Annotated in this window: 20 protein-coding genes; 18 read left to right on the forward strand and 2 right to left on the reverse strand. The window is 41.0% G+C overall.

The features are described from left to right. The first annotated feature begins 209 nt into the window (after positions 1–209). The 6 genes from SG0102_RS06925 (at position 210) to SG0102_RS06950 (ending at position 8,658) form a co-directional block, all read left to right on the forward strand. Positions 210–2,573 (forward strand): bifunctional diguanylate cyclase/phosphodiesterase, encoded by a 2,364-nt coding sequence (locus SG0102_RS06925; RefSeq protein ID WP_162300191.1) that lies wholly within the window; start codon positions 210–212, stop codon positions 2,571–2,573. Then, positions 2,570–3,487: a PPK2 family polyphosphate kinase gene (locus SG0102_RS06930; protein WP_125119273.1), complete on the forward strand. Its 918-nt coding sequence runs from the start codon at positions 2,570–2,572 to the stop codon at positions 3,485–3,487. The genes SG0102_RS06925 and SG0102_RS06930 overlap by 4 nt, the downstream gene beginning before the upstream one ends. A 118-nt stretch (positions 3,488–3,605) precedes the next feature. Next, positions 3,606–4,820 carry an NADP-dependent isocitrate dehydrogenase gene (locus SG0102_RS06935; RefSeq protein WP_125119274.1) on the forward strand — a complete coding sequence of 405 codons (1,215 nt, stop codon included), beginning with the start codon at positions 3,606–3,608 and terminating at the stop codon, positions 4,818–4,820. Between the two features lie 100 nt (positions 4,821–4,920). Next, the gene (locus SG0102_RS06940) at positions 4,921–6,822 is read left to right on the forward strand and encodes an IS3 family transposase (RefSeq protein WP_157982993.1); all 1,902 of its coding nucleotides are present in this window, start codon (positions 4,921–4,923) and stop codon (positions 6,820–6,822) included. Between the two features lie 46 nt (positions 6,823–6,868). Next, a complete protein-coding gene (locus SG0102_RS06945; protein WP_125118147.1) occupies positions 6,869–7,294 on the forward strand; it encodes a hypothetical protein in 426 nt (141 codons plus the stop codon). A 32-nt stretch (positions 7,295–7,326) separates the two neighbouring features. Continuing rightward, positions 7,327–8,658, forward strand: coding sequence for an IS3 family transposase (locus SG0102_RS06950; protein WP_269461208.1), 1,332 nt, complete (start codon positions 7,327–7,329; stop codon positions 8,656–8,658). Between the two features lie 255 nt (positions 8,659–8,913). Here SG0102_RS06950 and nadA read toward each other — a convergent pair whose 3' ends face one another. Further along, on the reverse strand, positions 8,914–9,831 hold the full coding sequence (gene nadA, locus SG0102_RS06955; RefSeq protein ID WP_125119276.1) for a quinolinate synthase NadA: 918 nt from the start codon (positions 9,829–9,831) through the stop codon (positions 8,914–8,916). A 144-nt stretch (positions 9,832–9,975) separates the two neighbouring features. Between nadA and SG0102_RS06960 the strand changes: the two genes are divergently transcribed. From SG0102_RS06960 to SG0102_RS06980, 5 genes are all read left to right on the forward strand, one after another. Continuing rightward, a complete protein-coding gene (locus tag SG0102_RS06960; protein WP_125119277.1) occupies positions 9,976–11,277 on the forward strand; it encodes an L-aspartate oxidase in 1,302 nt (433 codons plus the stop codon). After that, a complete protein-coding gene (gene nadC, locus SG0102_RS06965; protein WP_125119278.1) occupies positions 11,270–12,124 on the forward strand; it encodes a carboxylating nicotinate-nucleotide diphosphorylase in 855 nt (284 codons plus the stop codon). The genes SG0102_RS06960 and nadC overlap by 8 nt, the downstream gene beginning before the upstream one ends. A gap of 1 nt (position 12,125) precedes the next feature. Next, the gene (locus SG0102_RS06970) at positions 12,126–12,659 is read left to right on the forward strand and encodes a transcription repressor NadR (RefSeq protein WP_125119279.1); all 534 of its coding nucleotides are present in this window, start codon (positions 12,126–12,128) and stop codon (positions 12,657–12,659) included. Positions 12,660–12,721: 62 nt separating this feature from the next. After that, positions 12,722–13,072, forward strand: a complete 351-nt coding sequence (locus tag SG0102_RS06975; RefSeq protein WP_125119280.1) for a cupin domain-containing protein — start codon at positions 12,722–12,724, stop codon at positions 13,070–13,072. 101 nt (positions 13,073–13,173) lie between these two features. Further along, positions 13,174–14,553 (forward strand): MATE family efflux transporter, encoded by a 1,380-nt coding sequence (locus SG0102_RS06980; RefSeq protein ID WP_125119281.1) that lies wholly within the window; start codon positions 13,174–13,176, stop codon positions 14,551–14,553. Between the two features lie 21 nt (positions 14,554–14,574). On the opposite strand, the gene SG0102_RS06985 is transcribed toward SG0102_RS06980, so the two are convergent. After that, a complete protein-coding gene (locus SG0102_RS06985) occupies positions 14,575–16,029 on the reverse strand; it encodes a sucrose-6-phosphate hydrolase (protein WP_125119282.1) in 1,455 nt (484 codons plus the stop codon). A gap of 216 nt (positions 16,030–16,245) precedes the next feature. Between SG0102_RS06985 and SG0102_RS06990 the strand changes: the two genes are divergently transcribed. The 7 genes from SG0102_RS06990 to mreB all read left to right on the forward strand — a co-directional run bounded on the left by SG0102_RS06990 (position 16,246) and on the right by mreB (position 23,570). Next, positions 16,246–16,545: a PTS sugar transporter subunit IIB gene (locus SG0102_RS06990; RefSeq protein ID WP_125119283.1), complete on the forward strand. Its 300-nt coding sequence runs from the start codon at positions 16,246–16,248 to the stop codon at positions 16,543–16,545. Between the two features lie 95 nt (positions 16,546–16,640). Then, a complete protein-coding gene (locus SG0102_RS06995) occupies positions 16,641–17,585 on the forward strand; it encodes an AEC family transporter (RefSeq protein ID WP_125119284.1) in 945 nt (314 codons plus the stop codon). Positions 17,586–17,728: 143 nt separating this feature from the next. Further along, the gene (locus tag SG0102_RS07000; protein ID WP_125119285.1) at positions 17,729–18,568 is read left to right on the forward strand and encodes a phage tail tip lysozyme; all 840 of its coding nucleotides are present in this window, start codon (positions 17,729–17,731) and stop codon (positions 18,566–18,568) included. Positions 18,569–18,723: 155 nt separating this feature from the next. Continuing rightward, positions 18,724–20,169: an ABC transporter permease subunit gene (locus SG0102_RS15670; RefSeq protein WP_231999871.1), complete on the forward strand. Its 1,446-nt coding sequence runs from the start codon at positions 18,724–18,726 to the stop codon at positions 20,167–20,169. 11 nt (positions 20,170–20,180) lie between these two features. Continuing rightward, complete coding sequence (locus SG0102_RS07010) at positions 20,181–20,939, forward strand: amino acid ABC transporter ATP-binding protein (RefSeq protein WP_125119286.1); 759 nt, start codon at positions 20,181–20,183, stop codon at positions 20,937–20,939. A 60-nt stretch (positions 20,940–20,999) separates the two neighbouring features. After that, entirely contained in the window at positions 21,000–22,280 is a 1,281-nt protein-coding gene (locus SG0102_RS07015) for a dihydroorotase (RefSeq protein WP_125119287.1), read from the forward strand. A 300-nt stretch (positions 22,281–22,580) separates the two neighbouring features. Further along, complete coding sequence (mreB, locus tag SG0102_RS07020) at positions 22,581–23,570, forward strand: rod shape-determining protein (RefSeq protein ID WP_125119288.1); 990 nt, start codon at positions 22,581–22,583, stop codon at positions 23,568–23,570. Position 23,571: the final 1 nt, after the last annotated feature.

The raw sequence follows: 23,571 nt of genomic DNA on the forward strand, positions 1-23,571 counted from the left end.
ATTCTGGTGAGAGTCTTTTGAAAAATGTCCCATTTCTGATGGTGATCTATTTTATCCTCCTGCTTGGTGGCAGTCTGATTGTCTATTAAAAAAGCTATCACAGCATAACACCTTAACCTTCTACGTGGGATCTTCCCACGTTTTTACATTTTCATTAAAATATGTTATAAATGCATTTAAGAGATTGTATAATATCAATAGGTGGTTTTATGGGAAGTAAAATAAGTCAAAAATTACATCAGCTGAATAATCAGGAAATCATAGAGATCGTTAATAAGCGCAATCGCTATTATCTGAATTTAATTGTGAAAATAGGATTGGCTTATGCAGTATTATTACTGCTTATACAGATTATTATTATGGGGAATCATGTAGCCTGGTATTATTATGGCAATATCGTTTTATTTGTTATTTTTAATATTATTGATCATTTTATTGATCATGATTCATCCCATGCCCTCAAATGGCTTTATCTGTTTATTACCATCGCTTTTATTTATGCTATTCTGATGGGGAGTTTTTGGGATTCTTCACATATTGCATCAACTTTTTTCGTGTATATAGTTTTTTTACCAACCTTTATGATTGATGAACCGTCTATGCATATTGCCGGTACGCTGCTTTGGACCATTATTTTTGTGTTTTTCAGCTATTTCGCGAAAATGCCTGACCATCCACAACTCTTTAAAATGGATCTGCAAGGGGCAATTATGTTTGGCTTTACTTCATTAATGGTTAATCAGTTTATTTTAATTGACCGTTTAAAAGCCATTAAACAGGATTTAGTTGTCAAAACAGCGAGTGAGCGTGATCCGCTCACCCTGGTTGCCAATCGCCATGGCTTGAAACATTATGAGAAACAATATTTCTATGAAGATCTGATTGTTAGTTTCTTTGATATTGATGATTATAAATTGCTATGTGATTACTATGGTCATGGTTTAGGGGACCATATGCTTGTCACTTTTGTCGAAAGCATTGAAACGGAATTTCCCAAAAAAGATATTTATCGTTATGGTGATGATGAATTCATCGTCATTGTGAAAGAGAAAGATCCAGAAGTTTTTGAAAAACGCATTCAAGTGGTAAGAGATCAGCTCAAAGCATTATTATTAGCACGTAAAAGTAAAATCATGCCCTCTTTCTGCGTTGGCTATGTTTATGGGCGGGCTAACGATTCTCGCACTTTTAAGCAAATGGTGCGTCATGCGCATGTCCGTTTAACCGAAGCGAAACTTAATGGTCGCGGGGAAGTGGCTGGTTCACCGTTAGACATTTCCAGCAGCCGTGAAGAAAAGATCATTCGTGAACTGCGTAATCAGTATAATGAGTCCACTCATGATGCCATGACGGGGGTCTATAACTTAAGCGCCTTCCGTGTTGAAGCTAATCTTTTACCTGATCATATCAAAGATCATAACAGTGTCCTGTATTTCAATATTGATGGTCTGAAAACATATAATGAATCGTATGGCTATCATGTTGGTGATCAGCTCATTAAAAGCTTAGCTGATAGTATTGACCAACATTTTTCGAAAAAACTAATCTGCCGTTTAGGCGAAGACCACTTTGTGGCTTTAGTAGAAAATGAAGAAATAGAAAAAGGGATCAAACAGGTCCATGAGGATCTGTTACATGTCAATCCGGAATGTCGGGTGTATATTTCGGTTGGTATTTATCCTTTCCATGCTCAGGATAATATTATTTCAGCCTGCGATCGTGCCAAGATGGCCTGTGATCTGATTCGCAATAACTATGATCGCTATTATCAGTACTATGAAGATGCGTTATCTGATCAGTCACAGTTTAGAAACTATATCTTAACCCACATCGAACGGGCAGCGTATAATCAGGACTTACAGGTTTATTACCAAGGTGTTGTGGATACCAATACCAAGCTGCCATGCGGAGCTGAAGCGCTCATTCGCTGGCAGGATCCGCAGTATGGGATGATTTATCCTAATAAGTTTATTCCTGTTTTAGAAAAAGCCAATCTGATTCATATCGTTGACTTATTTGTCATTAAACAGGTATGCAAGGATTATGCCCAGGCGCAAAACGAACACAAACCGTTTTATCCAGTTTCCGTAAACTTATCGCGCCAGGATTTCTTTATTCCACATTTTTATGATGATATAATCGCGCTGGTGAAAACCTATCATGTGCCTTTAAAAATGTTAAATCTGGAAGTGACGGAACGGATGATGTCTTCTCATAATAAGGTCATCTTCGATACTTTACATAAGCTGCAGGATTACGGCTTTGAAATTTGGATGGATGATTTTGGCAGTGAATACTCTTCTTTGAACATGATGTCACAGTTCCACTTTGATGTCATTAAGTTAGATATGAACTTTATGCGTAATTTCAAAAGCGGTAATCATTCTCGGAATATTATTTCTTCGATTGTGGCCTTAACGAAAACGATGGGCGGCAAGACCTTATCGGAAGGCGTTGAAGAAGAGGGCCAGTACGCCTTTCTCAAAAGTATCGGCTGTGATATGATTCAGGGCTATTATTTCTTTAAACCACAACCTAAAAATGTCTTTTTTAAAGGAGGCAACACAATATGAAAGTGAAAGAACTCTTGCGAAGTGAAGAAGTCGTCAAGATTGAATGTAATTATCGGCCTTATAAGTTTTATGGTATCTTACAGGCGCATTTTGATGAACTGCCAACTGATGCTCGTAAAGAACATTTAGACAAAGAGATCGTGATTGCACGTTCTCCTGATAAACTTAAAGAAATGGCGAAACTGCAGGAAAAACTCTACGCTGATGGGCGGGAGGGACTGATTATTATTTTTCAGTCAATCGATGCTGGCGGAAAAGATTCCACGATCAAACATGTGATTGGCGGAATGAATCCTGCGGGGGTTTATGTTTATAGCTTTAAACAGCCAAGTTTAGAAGAGTTATCGCATGATTATTTATGGCGTTTTCATAAAGTGTTACCAAAACGCGGGGAGATTGCGATCTTCAATCGCTCTTATTATGAAGATGTCTTAACGGTGCAGCTGCATCACTTAGAAAAAGGCTATCGTCTGCCGAAACGCATCAGCGAACTCAATGAAGAAGACTTCTTTACCAAACGTTATCAGCAGATCAATAGTTATGAGAAATATCTTTACCAAAACGGTTATCGCGTCATTAAAATCTTCCTTCATGTCTCCAAAGAGGAACAGAAGAAACGCTTTATGGATCGTCTCACTCATGAAGAGAAACACTGGAAGTTCTCTCCTGATGATCTCAAAGAACGGGCGCATTTTGAGGAATACATGGCCTTATGTGAAGAGGTGATCAATCAGACCGCTACCAAGCATGCACCATGGTATGTCATTCCCGCTGATGATAAGTGGTATACCCGCTATTTAGTGAGTGAAATTATCGTTGATACCTTAAAAGCCTGTCATCCCCGTTTCCCGGAAGCCAGTGATGAGATCACGGTACATTTAGATGAATACAAACGTGAATTAAACGAAGAATAGGTCCATCATTGCATGGACTTTTTAAGTGAGGTTGTAAACTTGAATAATTGTATACAAAATACCTAGACTTTCATTTTCTAAAAGTATATAATAAATGCATCTGAAGAGGAGTGAGATTATGGCAAAGATTCAAATGACTACACCAATCGTCGAAATGGACGGCGATGAAATGACAAGAGTATTATGGAAGATGATTAAAGATGAACTCATCTTACCATTTGTGGATTTAAAATCCGAATATTATGATTTAGGCTTACCGCATCGTGATGAAATCAATGATCAGGTTACTATTGATGCTGCGATGGCTAATAAGAAATATGGCGTATCAGTAAAATGTGCAACGATTACGCCTAATGCTCAGCGTGTTGAAGAATATCACTTAAAGCAGATGTGGAAGTCTCCTAATGGGACCATCCGTGCCATCTTAGATGGAACGGTCTTCAGAGCCCCAATTATGATTGATCCTATTTCTCCGGTTGTGAAAAACTGGAAAGCACCGATTACCATTGCCCGTCATGCTTATGGCGATGTTTATAAATCAACGGAAATTAAAGTACCAGGTCCGGGCAAAGCCACTTTAAAATTCGTTGGTGAAGATGGACAGGAAATCGAAAATGAAATCTTTACCTTTGAAGGACCAGGGGTCTTACAGGGACAATACAACAAAGATGATTCGATTGCATCCTTTGCCCGCAGCTGTTTTAATTATGCTTTAGATAAAAAGCAGGATTTATGGTTTGGCGCGAAGGATACTATTTCTAAAACTTATGATCATCGTTTCAAAGATATCTTTGCCCAGATCTACGAAAAGGAATATAAAGACAAATTCGAAGCAGCGGGGATCACGTATTTCTATTCCTTAATTGATGATATCGTTGCTCGTGTTATTCGTAGTGAAGGGGGCTTTATTTGGGCCTGCAAGAACTATGATGGCGATGTCATGAGCGATATGGTCTCAACGGCTTTTGGCTCATTAGCGATGATGACATCGGTTTTAGTATCACCAGAAGGTAACTATGAATATGAAGCCGCGCATGGCACAGTAACCCGTCATTACTATCGTTATCTGAAAGGTGAAAAGACTTCGACCAACCCGATGGCTACGATCTTTGCCTGGGCGGGCGCTTTAAGCAAACGTGGGGAAAAAGATGGATTACCTGATTTAGTAGACTTTGGCAAGAAACTTGAACAGGCATCATTAGATACCTTAAATAGCGGTATTATGACTAAAGACTTAGTCCGCTTAGCGACCGGCGTAGAAGTCAAAGAAGTGGATTCGGAAGGCTTTATCAAAGCGATTCGTGAACACTTAGAAGCATTACTTGCAAAATAAATACATAGTAAAAAGGACAAGACGCGCTGTAAAATGGTACCATAGAAAGGAACATTACATTGACAGTAATGTCACCTAACCTATGGTGCCATTTTTTGTAATGAAGGTAATAATTGTTATGTCTAAAGGAACTGTAATATCTGATGAAGCCATTAAAATACTTTCAGCCAATAAATTCGTCAAACTGGTGAGATCAAATCGTATTTCATTTACCTATGAATTCAGGATCATGATGTGGGAGAGATGGATTAAATATAAAAGCATTTCATCAATTAGAGAGGTCATGAAGGAAAATGGCATTGACTACTCTCTCTTTAACGCACAAATTATTAGTCGTATTCAAAGAAATTTTAAACGCGATGGGAAACCTACTAACGGACGTATGGGTAACTCTGCCAAACGTAATAAAACAGATAAAAACTATGATCAGTTCCTCGTCTCGACCGGAAAATTCATTCGCGCACGTCGTGGCATTTCATTTTCAAAAGACTATACTGAAAAGCTCTATAGCTTATATCCTGATCAGGCAATCGAGGATGTCCTTAAATCAGATGGCTTTGATCCAGAACGAATTGGCTATCAGCGTATTCATGCGCTAAAAAGAGTATTTGACGGGGATATTGAGCCGCATGAAAAGCAAACGTTTGATCAGAATATAATCGAAGAATATACAGACCACCCAATGGTTGAAAGGATAACTGCACATAGAATCAAACTGACGGATGTATTCTACAGCGAGGCATCAATTTTCTCTGATATGCACATTAATGATATTCTCAAAATCTTTGATATTGATTCTGCAATTCTTACTATCTCCACGAAACAGCGCATAAAAAAGCAAATTACTCAATCTGATCATACATGTTCCATTCATTTAGAGGCAGGCTCATCTGATCGACTCAAAGCCATTGCCCTAAATCTTTATGAGGCACTATACAATAAAATGGCTTGTTTTCTGAAGTCTATATCCCAATGCATATGGGATCTTAGCGCCAGCCTAAGAAGAGAAGCCTTCATAATGCTTGACTCGTTAGCGGACAGTCACATTATGCCTTTAAGCCAAATCATTAGTGAAGCAGGCCTGTCAAGATCCACCTTCTACTCTATTTTAAGAAACGATGCCTACGGCAGATATGAAGAGCTAAGGAATCAGAATGAAGAAGAAGAGGTCAGGGCCATTATTGATACAATGAATTACAAAGGCTATCCCAAAGGCAAGAGAACTATCCACATGATGATGCCTGAGATTACAGGCAAAAGCTTTTCAATTAAGAAAATAGCACGTCTGATGAGAAAGCATGGACTTAATTCAGGAGTTCGAGCTCCCCGTCAGTCCCTTAAGGCTGCTCGTGAGCATCTTGAAAAATACAAGTGCCCTAATCTTCTTAAACGAAAATTCAGACTGGCCATGCCTTTTACGCACATTCTCACTGATGTTTCCTATCTGTTTTTTGGAGCAAATGGCAGAGGCTATCTTTCAGCAGTCAAAGATGCGGTAACAGGGCGCATATTAGCTGCCGTGGTGAGCGAAAACAATGATTCGGCAATGACTATGGAGACGCTGAAGCAGCTTGAACGCTACACCTTTCGCGATAATGCCATCTTCCATAGCGACCAGGGGGCACTGTATCTCAATGAAGCATTTCAGAAAAAGGTAAAGGAGCTGGGATTCAGAGAATCAATGTCCAGAAGAGGCATCTGTGAAGACAACAGTTCACAGGAAAGCTTTTTTGGCCATTTCAAGGATGAATGTGACTATACCAGCTGCAGTTCCATTGAGGAGCTGAGGGAAATGGTGCTTTCCTATGTGGAATACTACAACAACGAGAGACCACAGTGGACAAGAAATAAAATGACACCCGTGAAATACGAATCGTATCTTGAAGCCATGCCGCCTGAGCAGTTTGATTTATACATGTCCAAGGAAACTGATAAGTATGAAAAAACGAAGGCTCTTGCAACAAAAAGAGCTAAAGCGCGTGCCAACCTGATACTGTCATGATATACTACAGACACCAATAAATACATATCAGGCGGAGGAAAGCATTATGGCAAAAAGAAATAAGCAGATTAACCTGGAAAAAGCTTTAGAAGAGGCTTCTAAAAACCAATACACTGAGAAGGTAACAGATGGCAGAATCTATTACACAAGGGAATTCTATGCCCGCATGAAACAGCTGATGGATGGCGGCATGTCACCAATTAAGGCATACAAGACACTCGGATACGATGTAAACACGTTAGGAGAAGATCGCGCCTACGCAGCTGCCGGTCGCGCTGCCAGCGGACAGGCACGCAAGCCCAAGAAGGTCAGCGGCATGGTTCCGCGTGATCAGGTTGGCAATCTTTCCGATCAGGAAATGGTTGACTATCTTAATTCACGCATTGACTATCTGGAAACAGTTGTTGGAGTCGTAAAAAAAAAGGGCTCAAAACTGCTGGTGAAGGTATCATCATCGAAGAACGAGAAATAGCGGTAGATAAATGTCTTCTCGCAGATACGTATATAAGAGATCATCCTGATGTCAAAATCAGTGAGGCCTGCAAGATATTTGAAATCACTTCAAGAAAATACAGGTGCTGGAAGAAAAAACGTGAAAATCCATCTGCCAGCCAGATTCAAAAGGCTACCGAAGATGAGATGATAAAGGATAAGATGATTGATATCGTCAAAACCTTTGGCTTCGTGCCTGGGCGAAGAACATTCTGTGCTCTTTTTACTCGCATGCATTTTAATATCAATGGTCAGCCGGTTGGTGAAAAAAAAGTAACGCGTCTGATGCAGGAATTGAATTTGTTCCCCAACCTACGCCATAAGGATGCCTACAAGGGACAGGCAACATACAACCATCCTTATTATAACGTTAACGATTACGTAAAAAGATACTTCAGACAAGACCCGCGCAAGGTTATTCTCACTGATATCACTTATATTTCCTATAACGGCAATAAAAACATCTCTTATCTATGCGTATTTAAGGACGCATTTACCAATGAAATTCTTGGATGGCATATTTCTAAAAGAATGGACGTTACCCTCGTTGAAAGAGCTTATTGCATGATGATGGATCTTCATGAAAAGGAAATTGAGAAGGCATGCAAATACATGAAGGAAAATGGAAAAAAGCCTTATGTCTATATTCATTCAGACAACGGCTCTCAATACCTTTCCACCGAATTCAGAGAAATTCTAGAAGATGACGGCTTCATTCAGTCAGTATCCAGACGCGGAAACAGCCTCGATAATGCGCCAATGGAAAGCTTTTTTGGAAGAATGAAATCTATTCTAAATGAATTAGTTGAAAAATGTCCTAACTTTGATACGGTTGAAACCATGATCAAAAACTTTATGGAACAGTATAATACAGTAATACCTCAGTATGATCTGGCAGGACAGACTCCTGAAGAATACTATCGCTATATTACTGAAGGCATTTATCAGACTGATGTTTATTTCGGCGTCTCAGCCAAAGAACTCATCACCCAGGAAGAACTGGAATCCAGACGCGAACAAGCGCGTGCTGAAAGAGCTCGACGCAGAAGCAAGCAAAACGAGTCTGGTGAATCATCTTATGAGTATAAGAGCGAACAGCATCCTTTCAAAGTGGTACAGAAGGATCAGAAGGTTATTCTAGCTCGAATCAATAAGCTACAGAGACTGATTGACGAAAATACGAAAGAAGTAGAAAAACTGGATACGCTATTGGCTGATACGAATACAGCACTCAAGTTCCTAACCAAGGCATCCGATTCAGTGATCAAGTCACTGTACTATCCTAGAAACTGGCAGAATTATCCAGAGCTATCGTATGTGAACAGAACAGGAGCAATCTATTAATAATACATCAAGTCATCCACTTCTTGTTTAAAAAATCACGTAAAGTGGTTCTTTTTGTCGTACAATAAAACTCCTGATATGGATGAATAGAAGCGAAAAAATGAGGGCAAGATTCAATTGAATCTTGCCCTCATCCTTTGTGAGCTGAAAACAAGTCGTCACTGTCAATAAATAGTCCTTGACAATGGTACCAGTTTACTGAATCTTGTCCTTTTCACTTAAATAAATAATTATACACTTAATGGGTTACAAGCATTATCCGCCTAGGGCAATCATGCGATCAATGGCGCGGCGAGCCCCTTTAATGAGATCATCATCTAAAGTAATCTGCAGACCGCCATCACCTTTGACCGTATGATAAACATCCATTAACGTTGTCGCCTTCATGTTGTGACAGACACATTCCTTTGATAACATATAGAACTTCTTATCCGGGCAGGCAAACTGTAAATGCTGGACAATACTATTCTCAGTACCGATAATAAATTCTTTCGCATCAGACTCTTTCGCATAGTTCATAATACCTGTTGTCGAACCTGCATAATCCGCTAACTTTGTTACTTCTTCTAAACATTCTGGATGCACTAAGACTTTGGCATCAGGATGCGCCTGTTTCATCCGTTTGACATCGTTGGCGCGCACGCGCATATGGGTTGGACAGCCGCCGCGATACAGTTCGATGTTTTTATCTGGTAACTGTTTCTTCAGATAACCGCCTAAGTTCATATCAGGGACAAAAAGAATATTCTTTTCTTCCATGTTTTCTAAAATCCGTTTGGCACTAGAAGAGGTCACAACGCAGTCAACTTCCGTCTTTAAAGCGGTTGTGGTATTAATATAAGCCACAACTGCATAACCCGGGTACTGCTTTTTTAACTGCCGTAAACGTGGGACATCTAACTGCTGAGCCATTGGGCAAAGTGCTTCTTCATTGGCAATATAAACATCTTTATCAGGTGATAAAACTTTGACTGTCTCAGCCATAAAACGGACGCCGCACATAATAATGGTTTTCTGTGGCGCTTTGGCTGCTTTTAAAGATAAGCCATAGGAATCACCAGTATAATCAGCCACTTCTAAAATATCCTGAGACTGATAGGCATGGGCAAGAATGCAGATGTCTTTTTCTTTTTTTAGTCGAATAATTTCATCTTGTAATTCACGTGTATTCATTTCTTAACGTTCTCCTTAATAAGTTCTTGTTCATTATAGAGAGTGATTGTCTAGGTGTCAAGACACATGTCATAACTTCATACTTGTCATTGTCATGACACCGTGCTAGAATGTTGTCAATCTCATAAAGGAAGGTTATAAAAAATGAAAACTGATATATTGATTGTTGGCAGCGGCTGCGCTGGTCTCTATTGTGCACTCAATCTGCCGCGCGATCGTCAGATCACGATAATTACGAAGAAAGATGTGGAATCTAGTGATTCTTACTTAGCCCAAGGCGGTATCTGCATGTTAAAAAATGAAGCGGATTATGATTCTTATTTTGAAGATACGATGAAAGCTGGTCACTATGAAAATGACAAGACGTCCGTTGATATCATGATTCGTTCTTCACAGGATGTTATTAAAGATTTAATTGGTTATGGTGTGCGTTTCCATCGCGATGAAAACGGCAATCTGGATTTTACAAGAGAAGGGGCGCATTCGGATAAACGCATCCTTTTCCACGAAGATATTACGGGTAAAGAAATTACCTCACATTTGTATGAACAAGTGAAAAAACTGGATAACGTTACGTTATATGAATATACAACGTTGTTGGATCTGATCACTAAAGATAACACCTGTTATGGTGCGGTGATTGCGAAAAGTGATGGCAGCGTTGAAAAGGTGGAAGCCAATGTCGTATTTTTAGCGACCGGCGGAATTGGCGGCCTTTATCGTCATAGTACCAACTTCAGACATTTAACCGGCGATGCTTTAGCCATTGGTTTAAAACATGGGGTAAAAATGAAGAATATCAATTATGTTCAGATTCATCCGACGACATTTTATTCGGATAAAAAGGAAGATCGCTCTTTCTTAATTAGTGAATCCGTGCGCGGGGAAGGGGCGATCTTGCTCAATAAGCATCGTGAACGTTTCACTAATGAATTACTGCCAAGAGATTTATTGACCATTGAAATCAAAAAACAGATGGCCAAAGATCATTCGCCATTTGTCTGGGAAGATTTACGAACGATTCCGCATGATGAATTAAAAGCGCATTTCCCTAATATTATCGAGCATTGCAAGGAAATGGGCTATGACGTTTTCCAAGAACCGATTCCGGTAACCCCAGCCCAGCATTACTTTATGGGAGGTATTTGGGTAGATCATCATTCCAAAACGTCAATGGATCAGCTTTATGCAATTGGCGAAACGGCCTGCAATGGCGTTCATGGCAGAAACCGTTTAGCTTCTAATTCCTTGCTGGAATCATTAGTCTTCGCGAAAAGAGCGGCTTTAGATAGCTTAAAGCAGGAGACAAAACATGATGAAGCTTTGATTGAAAACTTTGATTTAAGCCCTTATGCAAATCGCGAGACTTTAAGTGAAGATTATATGACAATCGTGAAAAAGGAAATTGATCGTGTCAATAAAGAAGGAGAGTGTGCCCATGTTTGATCAGAATACTTTACGACTTAATGTCGATCATTATTTATTATCAGCCTTGAGAGAAGATATCACCCAGGAAGATGTATCGACCAATGCGGTGATGCCAGAAGCCTGTAATGGCGTTGTCGACTTGATTGCGAAAGAAGATGGCATCATCTGCGGCCTGCAGATATTTGAACGGGTATTCACTTTATTAGATCCCGCCACCAAAGCTGAAATGTATGTCAAAGATGGAGATGAAGTGCAAACAGGGGCGTTATTAGCCAAAGTGTATGGGGATATTCGCACCTTGTTATCAGGGGAAAGAGTCGCTTTAAACTATCTCCAGCGGATGTCTGGTGTCGCCACTTATACCCATCAGGTTGCGGCTCTATTAGAAGGCACAAAGATTCAGCTGCTTGATACGCGTAAAACCACACCGAATAACCGGATCTTTGAAAAATACGCGGTCAAAGTCGGGGGCGGACATAATCATCGTTATAACCTTTCTGATGGCGTGATGTTAAAGGATAATCACATTGGGGCGGCTGGCAGTATTACCAAAGCGGTCGCAATGGCAAGAGCTTATGCACCATTTGTCCGCAAGATTGAAGTCGAAGTGGAAAATATCGCGATGGTCAAAGAAGCTTTAGAAGCGAAGGCGGATATTATCATGTTGGATAATATGGATCATGATACGATGAAAGAAGCGATCAGCCTCATCAACCATCAGGCGGAAATTGAAATTTCCGGCAATGTCACGAAAGCTAATATTGAAAAGATCAAAGATCTGGATGTGGATTATATTTCAAGCGGGGCATTAACACATTCAGCGCCAATTCTTGATCTTTCCTTAAAACATCTCCATTCGCTATAAGATGAAAAGTGCAGATCGTCGCGCCTTATTATTAAAACAGTTAAGCGATTGTCAAATGCCCCTTTCAGGCAGTGAATTGGCGCATCAGTTTCAGGTCTCACGGCAGGTCATTGTCAATGATATTGCCCTTTTAAGAGCGCAAGGTCAGCCGATTATTTCAACGAATAAAGGCTATCTGATGATGCAAAAACATACCTGCAGCCGGATCTTTAAAGAGCGTCATGATAACGCGCACACCCGCGCGGAATACGAACTGATTGTCGATCATGGCGGAACAATCAAAAATATCTTTGTCTATCATCGCACTTATGGCATCGTTAAAGCTGATCTGAATCTCAGCAATCGCTTTGAAATCGATCAGTATCTAAAATCCTATGAAGGTTCTGTTTCTTCACCGCTTGAAAATATTACCAATGGCTATCATTACCATGAAGTCGAAGCGAGCAGTGAAGAGGTTTTAGAGACGATAGGCAAAGCTTTAGATGAAGCGGGTTTCTTAGCACCGCTCTCAGCTTATGAACCGGTAGATTTCTGATAACCTCTTGTCGAATATCATATTCTTCTCTATAATAGGACTATACGAGGAGGAAAAGGATTATGCCATTTGTAAGACATCAGCAGCAACCGATTGTACTGGAACATTTCCAGGGCGGTGAAGGTGAAATGTTAAGAGAAAATATCTTAAATACCAATGAAGAAATGTATGATAAGGGGCGTGTATTTGCGAAAATGACCCTCAAGAAAGGCTGTGAAGTCGGCCGTCATACGCATCATGGTGACAGTGAAACGATGTATATCTTAAAAGGTCATGGAAAATATCTGATCGATGGTCAGTTTGTCGACGTGGGCCCTGGTGATACCCTTTACTGCGGCGCTGAAGAAGAACATATGCTGAGAAACGAAAATGATGAACCATTAGAATTCATCGCTTTAGTTTTATTTAAATAATGACTGTCAGGAAATGCTGGAAGGCATTTCCTTTTTTTTAGAATTAATGTGTAAAACCTGACAGGTCGGCATGAGAGTGCTATACTTGCCTTGGTGATTTTATGAATGAAAAGGAAAAGAAACAATATGAACAATTGGTTTTAAAACCAATTCCGCCACTGATTGTGTCGTTAGCCGTGCCAACGACCATTTCAATGATGGTTTCCATGATTTATAACTTAGTTGATGCTTATTTCGTGGGGAAATTAGGAACCTCCGCCGCGGCCGCTATCGGCATTCTGGTTTCCGTATCAGCTGTTTTTCAGGCTATCGGCTTTATGTGCGGTCATGGCTCGGGCGGGCGCATCAGTATGGAATTAGGTCATGGTCATAAAGCACATGCCGATGCTTATGCATCTACCGGCTTTTTTGCATCCTTGAGTTTAGGAATTATTTTAGCTGCCCTTGGGTTGCTGCTTATTACACCGCTCATGTATATGCTTGGCTCTACCGATACCATTTTACCTTATGCCCGCACCTACGGCTTCTATATTTTATTAAGTGCGCCAGCTTTATCAGCCAGCTGTACCCTCAACAATATCATGCGTTATGAAGGAAAGGCTTCTTTAGCGATGATCGGTTTGGTTTCTGGCGGTGTCATCAATATGATCGGTGACCCGATTCTGATGTTCGGCTTTCATATGGGTATTGCCGGAGCCGGGCTATCAACAGCGTTATCACAGTGGATCAGTTTTGGGATTCTCTTATACATGTTTTTAGCGCATAAGACGATTACTGAATTATCGCTTAAAAACTTCCATCCGTTCTCATTAGATATGGCCAAGATCATGGGCAATGGGGCACCTTCCTTAGTGCGTCAGACGCTCAATAGCGTCGCCGCCATGGCTTTAAATATTGCGGCGAATCCTTATGGCGATGCGGCTATTGCGGCGATGGCGATCGTCGGTCGTATTGCCTTATTTTTTGGTTCGATTATGACCGGAATTGGACAGGGTTTACAGCCGGTATCTGCTTATAACTATGGGGCTCATAAATTCAAACGTGTCCATCAGGGGGTCATCTTTACCTTCTTACTTGGCGAAGCAGTGTTAGGCTGCTTTGCAGTGTTAGGCTTTATCTTTGATAAGCAATTAATCATGCTTTTTAGAGATGATCCGAAGGTTGTTGAAATCGGCACTTTAGCGCTGCGGCTGCAGTGTGTGGCACTGCTTTTCCAGTCTTTAACGATTATTGGCAATATGACCTTCCAGGCCATTGGTCAGTCCTTAAAAGCAACCTTTTTAGCGAGTCTGCGTACTGGTGTTTATTATTTGCCGGCAATTATTATTTTACCGCATTTCTTTGGTTTATTAGGGATTCAGATGAGTCAGACTGTCGCCGATATCTGCGCCGCTTTAACTAACTTACCATTTTTACTCGTCTTTCTCAAAGGTTTGCCAGATGCCAATGAACATGTAGCTATAGATGATGAATATGCTTAAAAAGTCAGCGTGAGCTGACTTTTAAAATTGGAAATTGTCTTTAACGGCACGATCTAAGGCATAAATCTGGCCTTCCACTTGACCTTTGATCACTAAGCCATGTTCATCTTTTGTTGGGAAAATGCGACTGGTGAAGAGGGCTTCACCGTCATTGACATAAATTTCAATCGATGAAGCATCGATAAAGATGCGTAAATGATTTAAATCCTGATGCAACTGACGCATGCGGCTTTCCCCTTGCTCGATGTTAAAACGTTTATGCATATGGCTGCGATCAATCGTAATCGTGCGGTGAACAGGTTCATAGCGAATCGTTAAGCCATCATGATCGTCACTTTTGCATAGCTGCATATCTAAAGCCCCGGTAATATGTAAATCTAATTCGCAGGCTGTTGGCAGGGTTTTCGTCGCTAATGGCAGCGCTTCTTGACGTAAGTCTTCAAAGCCTTTAAGCGGCTTTTGAATCAGACGGCGATTTTGAATCGTGAGTTCGCGCGGCATCGTCAGGCAGCCGGACCAGTCTTCATCATCAGTTGGATAAGAGGAATCTGGTAAGCCCATCCAGGCAATGAGGACGGCTTTATTGTCATCACCGATATTTGCGCAGCATTCGGCAGCGTAGGAATCAAAACCGAAGTCTAAGACATGGAATGAGCCATCATGATGGAAGGTGAGGGTTTCATAATCCATATGACCAATCAGATAGCCGTTATGATGAATACTATTCCCGCGATCTTTCAGCTTAAGGTGCTGCGGACAGAAAATGAGGACATCGACATCACCGATATGTTCAATCGATGGACATTCCCACATGTCGCCAAAATCTTCATAACCTTCAACTTTGAGTTCGCCGGCAAATTCATAATCTTTATTAAAGGTCTTGGATTTATAAAAAATAATCCGGCCATGATGATCGCGGCTTTGTGCGCCTAACATAATATAATAGGTTTCATTTTCTTTATGATAGATGATTTTCGGATCACGCTGATGTTCGGTATAGTTTGGCGATGGGCCAAATAATGGTTTTGAATACTTATGCAGACTGCCGTCATCACGCATGTTAACAAGGCAGGTATAAGGGGTTCTTTGCCAGTTTTCATCACGGTGATTGCCGGTATAGTAAAGATAGATCGATTGCTCAGTGACTAAGGCCGAGCCGGAATAAGCACCTTTATTATCAAAATCATGATCAGGTTTGATGCCGACCCCCATATTGATCCAGTGGATCAAATCTTCGGATTGGACTTCATACCAGTACTTGAGTCCATGTACAGCACCCCAGGGACACCATTGATAAAAGAGATGCCAATAGCCGTTATGATAGACAAAGCCATTGGGATCATTGAGCAAGCCGGTAATCGGCTGAATATGATAGTGCTGGCGATAAGGCGATTTGACAATCTGCCGATGAAGATCAATGATTTCATCGGGGGCGTGCAAAACGCGATAACGCTCTTCTTTTGTCCATTGTTTCATAGATTCCTTCCTTTCTTATACTCTTATTATCGCTAAGCGAGTAAGCGATTACAAGAAATTACGAGCCTTCAAAAATAATAAATGAAAAAGTATGGGCTTTTTAATAAATAACACTGATTTATATTTCCAAAACAAAATGTAAGTGCTATAATAAAGCTATAGAGAAGAAGGAATTTGCGAAAAGCAAACGTCGAAAATAGAGGAGGATGTTTATTTATGAAAATCGTATTAATTTGTTCAGCAGGGATGTCTACCAGCTTACTCGTCAATAAAATGCAGAAAGCAGCGACTGAACAGGGGATCGAAGCGGATATCGCAGCTTACCCAGAAGCTGAAGTGACAAAAGTTGGCGGCGATGCAGATATTATCTTATTAGGCCCACAGGTTCGTTTTGAATTAAAGAAAATCAGAGGCTTATTCCCTGATAAACCAGTAGAAGTCATCGATATGAAAGACTATGGGATGATGAATGGTAAGAAAGTATTAGCGGATACGCTTAAACGTTTAAATGGTTAATGATGAAGATCATAGCAGTTGCTATGGTCTTTTTTTTAGTTGAGAAATGAAAATAATAGAAGTAGAATAAGACACAACAGGGAAAGGGTGATTTGATGTCAAATCTGATATTTAGTTTAAATGCGACGGTGCCCGTCTTCTTACTGATGGTCTTAGGGTATTTTTTACATGCCATTGGCTGGATTGATGATGATTTTGCGAAGAAAATGAATACTTTTGTTTTCCGTATTCCATTACCAGTCCTGCTTTATGAGCAGCTTGGCACCACAAACTTTGTGAAAGCTTGGGATACTAAGTTTGTTTTATTCTGCTCTTTTGCGACCTTATGTTCTATTTTGCTTGTCTCCTTATTATCTCTATTCATAAAAGAAAGAGCGCTGCGCGGGGAGTTTATTCAGGCTTCTTACCGCTCTTCGGCGGCTATTTTAGGAATGGCTTATATTGCGAATATTTATGGCTCTTCCGCGATGGGGCCATTAATGATTATCGGTGCGGTCCCGCTTTATAACATTATGGCGGTCGTTGTCTTATCCTTAACGGATCCTGAAAATGCCCGTTTGGATCAGGAAACACTTAAGAAAACTTTAAAAGGGATTTGTACAAATCCGATTATTATTGGCATTATCGCTGGTTTACTTTGGAGCTTACTGCATTTACCAATGCCGCAGTTTTATGATAACTTCTTAAGCCGCGTCGGCCAGACGGCGACGCCGCTTGGCTTACTGGCGATGGGGGCAAGCATTGACTTTAAGAAAGTCGGCGGGCAGTTAAAGAATGCTATCATCGCAGCCTTTTTCAAGCTTATTGGCTTAGAATGTCTGTTTTTGCCTTTAGCGATCGCCTTAGGCTTTAGAGATGCAAAGCTTGTGGCGATATTGATTATGCTTGGTTCAGCGACGACCGTTTCCTGCTTTGTCATGGCCAAATCGATGCATCATGAAGGCGTCTTAACGAGTAATACGGTTGTTTTAACGACAGTCTTAAGCTCCTTTACATTAACCTTCTGGATTTATCTGATGCGCTCTCTGCATTTGATTTAACGATATTTATTTTAGGAATTTAAAGAACCTTAAATCAACCTTAAGTGAGTGAGACTCTTTACGAATATAACAAATTTAAAATTGACGAAAACAAAAGAATTTATTATCATAGAAGTATAATTTTAATAGAAAGAGGGCTCACTATGAAGAAAAAACAGATGAAATTTATCGTATCTTTACTGACAATGGTCTTATGTATCACAGCATTGTCATTGAAACCATGGCACGTCAAAGCATTAAGCGTTAGTGAAGATGAGGTGTACAATCTGTTGACCGGGACTTATGGCTTTTCTAGTGCGCAGGCAAGCGGTATTATGGCGAGTATTCGCGCCGAATCAGACTTTATTGTCAATGCAGAAGATCGCGGCGGCAGTTTTGGCCTCATGCAGTGGACCGGTAATCGTAAAGCAGCCCTTTATAGTTATGCGAGTGAACATGGCATGGATGTCAATACCACATCGACTCAGCTTGCTTATATGTACTACGAGCTGCAAAGCAGTGAGAAAACGGCTTATAATCAGCTGATTGGCTGTGACAATACGAGCGATGGGGCTTATAATGCCGGCTATCGTTTCTGTTATTACTATGAGCGGCCAAAAAATAAGGAAAGCCGTTCAACTAAGCGGGCTGCCATGGCGCGTGATACCTATTTTGCGTCCTATGCGAATGGGCAAAATGCAGCTGGAACTATTGAGGCCCCAGCCGCAACTGATCCAACGACAAGTGAGCAGACACAAAGCAGTGCGCCGGTGACAAATACCAAGGTGACAAGTAAGAAGAAAGCGAAGTTTAAACGCGGCGCTTATAAATTAAAAATGACGATGAGCGTGCGCGCCAAAGCCAGCAATAAAGGACGGGTCGTGGGTTACTTATCAAAAGGCAAACGCATCTATGTTAAGTCAGTGAAAAACGTCAAATGGGGTAAAATTACTTATCGCGGCAAGAGCTCATATGTTTCTCTTAACTATGCTAAGAAATTATAGTGGATGTAAGTCCACTTTTTTATTTTGTCTAAAGAGAAATGGGGGATATATAATATCGCTTTAACCGACATAAATTATCAAAATAATGAGAGATGATTTCCTTTTAGCGGGGAATATGGTAAGATAGCACTATGTTTACAAAGGGGGAATCGGATGTGAAACGATTTATGAAATTAAGCCTCTGTTTGATCGTGGCTTTATCCTGTATTGGGCTGATTCCTAGCAGTCATGCCCAAGGGAAAAAGACGTTAACGGTAGGCTTTGATCAAAACTTCCCGCCATTTGGCTATGTCAATAAGGGAAAATATGTTGGTTTTGATATTGACTTAGCCCGTGAGGCGGCGAAGCGTATGGGTTATAAGCTTAAACTGCAGCCGATCGACTGGGATTCGAAAGATATGGAATTGGATTCGGGAACCATTGACTGTATCTGGAATGGTTTTACCATGACTGGTCGTGAAAAGCAGTATACCTGGTCGAAACCATATTTGAATAATCGCCAGGTGGTGGTTGTGAAGAAAGCTTCAGACATTAAGTCATTAAAGGATTTAAAAGGCAAAATTGTCTCTTGCCAGAAGGAATCTTCTACCGAAAGTGCTTTAAACAGTGCCAAACATAAGGCCCTCACAAGCAGTTTTAAACAGTTATTAAAAGTTTCTGACTATAACACTGGGTTAATGGATTTAACCAGCGGCGGGGTCGATGCTTTATGTATGGATGAATTCGTCGCCAAATTCCAGATCAAGGATAAGACGGATACGTATCGTATTTTAAAACAGACCTTATCTTCGGAAAAATACGCCATCGGTTTCAAAAAAGGCAACACTGCTTTACGCGACAAAGTTCAGAAACAGATGGATGCGATGATCAAAGATGGCACGTTTGCCTCTTTAGAAAAGAAATGGTTTGGTGATAGCGGGGAAGGCGAAGCCGAGAAAACGGCTGCGACATCTTCTTTATTATCAGATTTAAAAGATTTAGGCAGCGGGATGTTAACAACCCTCCAGATCTTTATTTTAACATTGTTATTCTCTTTACCATTAGGTTTAGTGATCGCTTTAGGTCGTATGTCGAAAAATGGTCTTTTACGTAATATTGTGAAAGTTTATATTTCAATCATGCGTGGAACACCACTGATGTTACAGTTATTAGTCGTTTACTTTGGCCCTTACTATATGTTTGGCGTTGATGTGACGAGTGCTTATCGCGGGATTGCCGTGATCATTGCCTTCGTCTTAAACTACGCAGCTTATTTTGCGGAAATCTATCGTTCCGGCATTGCGTCAATGCCTAAAGGACAGTATGAAGCTGCTCGCGTGCTTGGCTATAACAGTGTTCAGACTTTCTTTATTATCATTATGCCGCAGGTATGGAAACGCATCTTGCCATCAATTACAAACGAAGTCATTACCTTAGTCAAAGATACGTCATTAGCATTCTCCATCGCTTATGCAGAAATGTTTACGCAGGCTAAAGCTTTAGCTGCCAATGAACGTTCGATGATGCCATTTGTGGCGGCGGCGATCTTCTACTATGTCTTCAACTTTATCGTGGCGGCATTAATGGATTACTGCGAAAAACGCATGAGTTATTATGATTAGGAGGGACGTTTATGAATATTTTAGATTTATCACATATTAAAAAGAGTTTTGGTCAAAATGACGTCCTCAAAGATATTAGCTTTAAAGTCGATGAAGGGGAAGTTGTCTCTATCATTGGGCCTTCAGGATCTGGAAAATCAACGTTATTACGTATTGCGACGTTCTTAGAAACAATGGATGATGGTTCTTTATCGTATTTAGGTCATCCCTATGTCACATCGCAAAACGGTCAGGCCGTTTACGCTGATAAAAAAGCACTGCATCAGGCAATGTCAAACTTTGGCTTAGTCTTCCAGAACTTCAATTTATTCCCGCATTTCAATGTTTTAGAAAATATTACTGATGCGCCGATTCGCATCCAGAAACGAAATAAAGAAGAAGTATATGCGCAGGCGCGTGAACTGTTATCTAAGATGGGGTTAAGTGATAAGGAAAAAGCTTATCCTTCCCAGTTATCCGGCGGCCAGCAGCAGCGGGTGTCGATTGCCCGCGCCTTAGCCCTTAAGCCAAAGATTTTATTCTTTGATGAACCAACCAGTGCTTTAGATCCTGAGTTAACTTTAGAAATTCTGAAGGTTATTAAGGAATTAGCAGCGGAAAAGATGACCATGGTGATCGTCACCCATGAAATGACTTTTGCCCGTGATGTATCAACCCGCATTGTCTTTATGGATCAGGGCGTGATTGTGGAAGAAACCAGCCCGGAAAAGATGTTTAGCTCGACCAATGAACGTACCAAAGCCTTCCTTGGTAAATATCATGTCAAGTAATAGGAATTCCCCTAGTGGAATTCCTATTTTTTTGGTATCATGAAGGCGAGGTGAAAAAACATGTTACTCATTAAAAAAGGACGCGTCATCGATCCCGCTAACAAGCGCGATGAAATCGCCGATGTGTTAATCGATGACGGGAAGATTACCGCTATTGAAAAAGAGATTCCAGCAACGAAGGACATGCAGGTGATTGAGGCCAAGGATTACATTGTGGCACCTGGTCTCATTGATAACCATGTTCATTTCCGTGATCCTGGCTTAACTTATAAGGAAGATTTAGAAACCGGCGCGAACGCGGCCAAAGCTGGCGGCTTTACCAGCGTGGTCTGCATGGCTAATACCAGCCCGGTTGTCGACAATGTGGCGACGCTCAAAGATATTTTAAAGCGTAGCCAAGCATTACCGATTCATGTCTATCAGTGTGCCACGGTCACAAAAGGCATGCAGGGGAAAGAATTAGCTGATTTAGCGGCTTTAAAGGAAGCTGGGGCGATCGGCTTTACTGATGATGGCGTTGCTATTCAAAATGAACGGGTGATGTTAGAAGCAATGAAAGTAGCGCAGGCTTTAGATATGCCCATCTCATTACATGAAGAAGATCGTGAACTGATGGATTTTGCGGGTGTGAACGCTGGCAAAGTTGCCGATGCTTTAGGCCTTAAAGGAGCGACGCATTTAGCGGAGGAAACCTTAACGGCGCGCGATAGTCTTTTTGCGAAAGAAACGCACTGCCGTATTGATATCCAGCATTTATCATCTGGCACAGCGGTCGATATTATTCGCTTTATGAAAAGTTTAGGCGCTGATGTCTGGGGCGAAGTCACCCCGCAGCATCTCTTCTTAACCGAAGAAGCGGTCTTAAAGAAGGGGGCTTTAGCGAAAGTCAATCCGCCGCTGCGCACGGAGGAAGATCGCCAGAAGCTGATTGCCGGCTTATGTGATGGCACAATTGATATGATCGTCACCGATCATGCGCCGCATGCTGAATATGAAAAAGATAAAGGTATTAAAAACGGGGCACCTTCCGGGATGATTGGTTTGGAAACATCCTTAGCGATTGCCATGACCGCATTGGTTAAAACAGGCTATATGACGATTTCGGCGTTATTAGAGAAGATGACCATTAACCCAGCACGCTATTATAAGATGGATGCCGGCACTTTAACACTTGGCAAGGCGGCTGATCTGGTCATCTTTGATCCCAAAGAAGAATGGACCATTACTTTAGATGATTTTTATGGCAAGTCAAAGAATTCACCATTTGTCGGGACAAAAGTTTTAGGACGGGTGAAATATACGATTTGTGATGGTCAAATTGTCTTTACACAGAAAAAATAGGTGAAAGCCTATTTTTTTGCTTTTAGGGGTTGATTTTTTAAGTGCAAACGGTTACAATGTAATCAGTAAAAGACATGTGGGATACGTCGCACTAACCGTCATTTGAAGTGGAGGGCTGACCTGAGAGATTTCAAAAAGTAAGGGCGGTTAAAGTTAATGCTCATAGTTCATGCGATCATGTCAGAAGAAAATCCCCACATGTCTTTTTATGTTTTTTTGCATTTTGATATTGATTTCGTCGATTGTTTTGGTTATATTAGTCATTGAATTTAATGAGAGAAAATACTGAGGTGAAAATACATGCCATTATCGAAAGAAATCGGTATCGACTTAGGAACTGCGAATATCCTGATTTACGAAAAAGGAAAAGGGATTGTCGTAAACGAACCATCAGTCGTTACTATTAATACTGATACAAACAGACCTGTGGCTGTCGGCGAAGAAGCAAGAGAAATGCTTGGGAAAACGCCAGGAAACCTGAAGACGATCCGTCCGTTAAAGGATGGTGTCATCGCAGACTTCCAGGTTACAGAAGTTCTGATTACCCATTTCATTAATAAATTAAACTTAAAAGGTTTATTTGCTCGTCCAGTTATCTTAATCTGCTGTCCAAGTAATATTACTTCGATTGAACGAAGCGCGATCCAGGACGTCGCCTTAAGATGCGGAGCGAAACGTGTGTACATTGAAGAAGAACCAAAGGTGGCAGCTGTAGGAGCTGGCTTAGATATTTCTAAACCTTCTGGCAACATGGTTGTCGATATCGGTGGGGGGACCACTGACGTGGCGGTGCTTTCTTTAGGTGATATCGTAACATCACAGTCGTTAAAAACGGCTGGCGATAAGATGGATGCGGAAATCGTAAAATACGTTAAGGATAAATACAAGTTATTAATTGGGGACTCTACGGCTGAGCATGTCAAGATGGAAATCGGCTGTGCTTATGATGGTGATCCTGATAAGAAAGTTGATGTCCGCGGGCGTGACTTAGTGACTGGGTTACCAAAGACGATCCAGGTTTCTGAAGCGGAAGTTGAAGAAGCTTTACACGAAATCTGTGAAACCATCTTAGCGAGTGCTAAGCAGGTGTTAGAGCAGACACCACCAGAATTATCTGCCGACATCGTTAATAAAGGTGTCTTCTTAACTGGCGGGGGCGCACTGCTTCATAACTTAGATAAGTTCATGGAACAGGGCTTAAAAGTACCAGTCTTCGTAGCGGATAAACCACTTGACTGTGTCGCTGAAGGCTGTGGCGTCATGTTAGAGAATACAGTATTTTTAGACTAAG

Source organism: Intestinibaculum porci (assembly GCF_003925875.1).
GTDB lineage: Bacteria > Bacillota_I > Bacilli_A > Erysipelotrichales > Coprobacillaceae > Intestinibaculum > Intestinibaculum porci.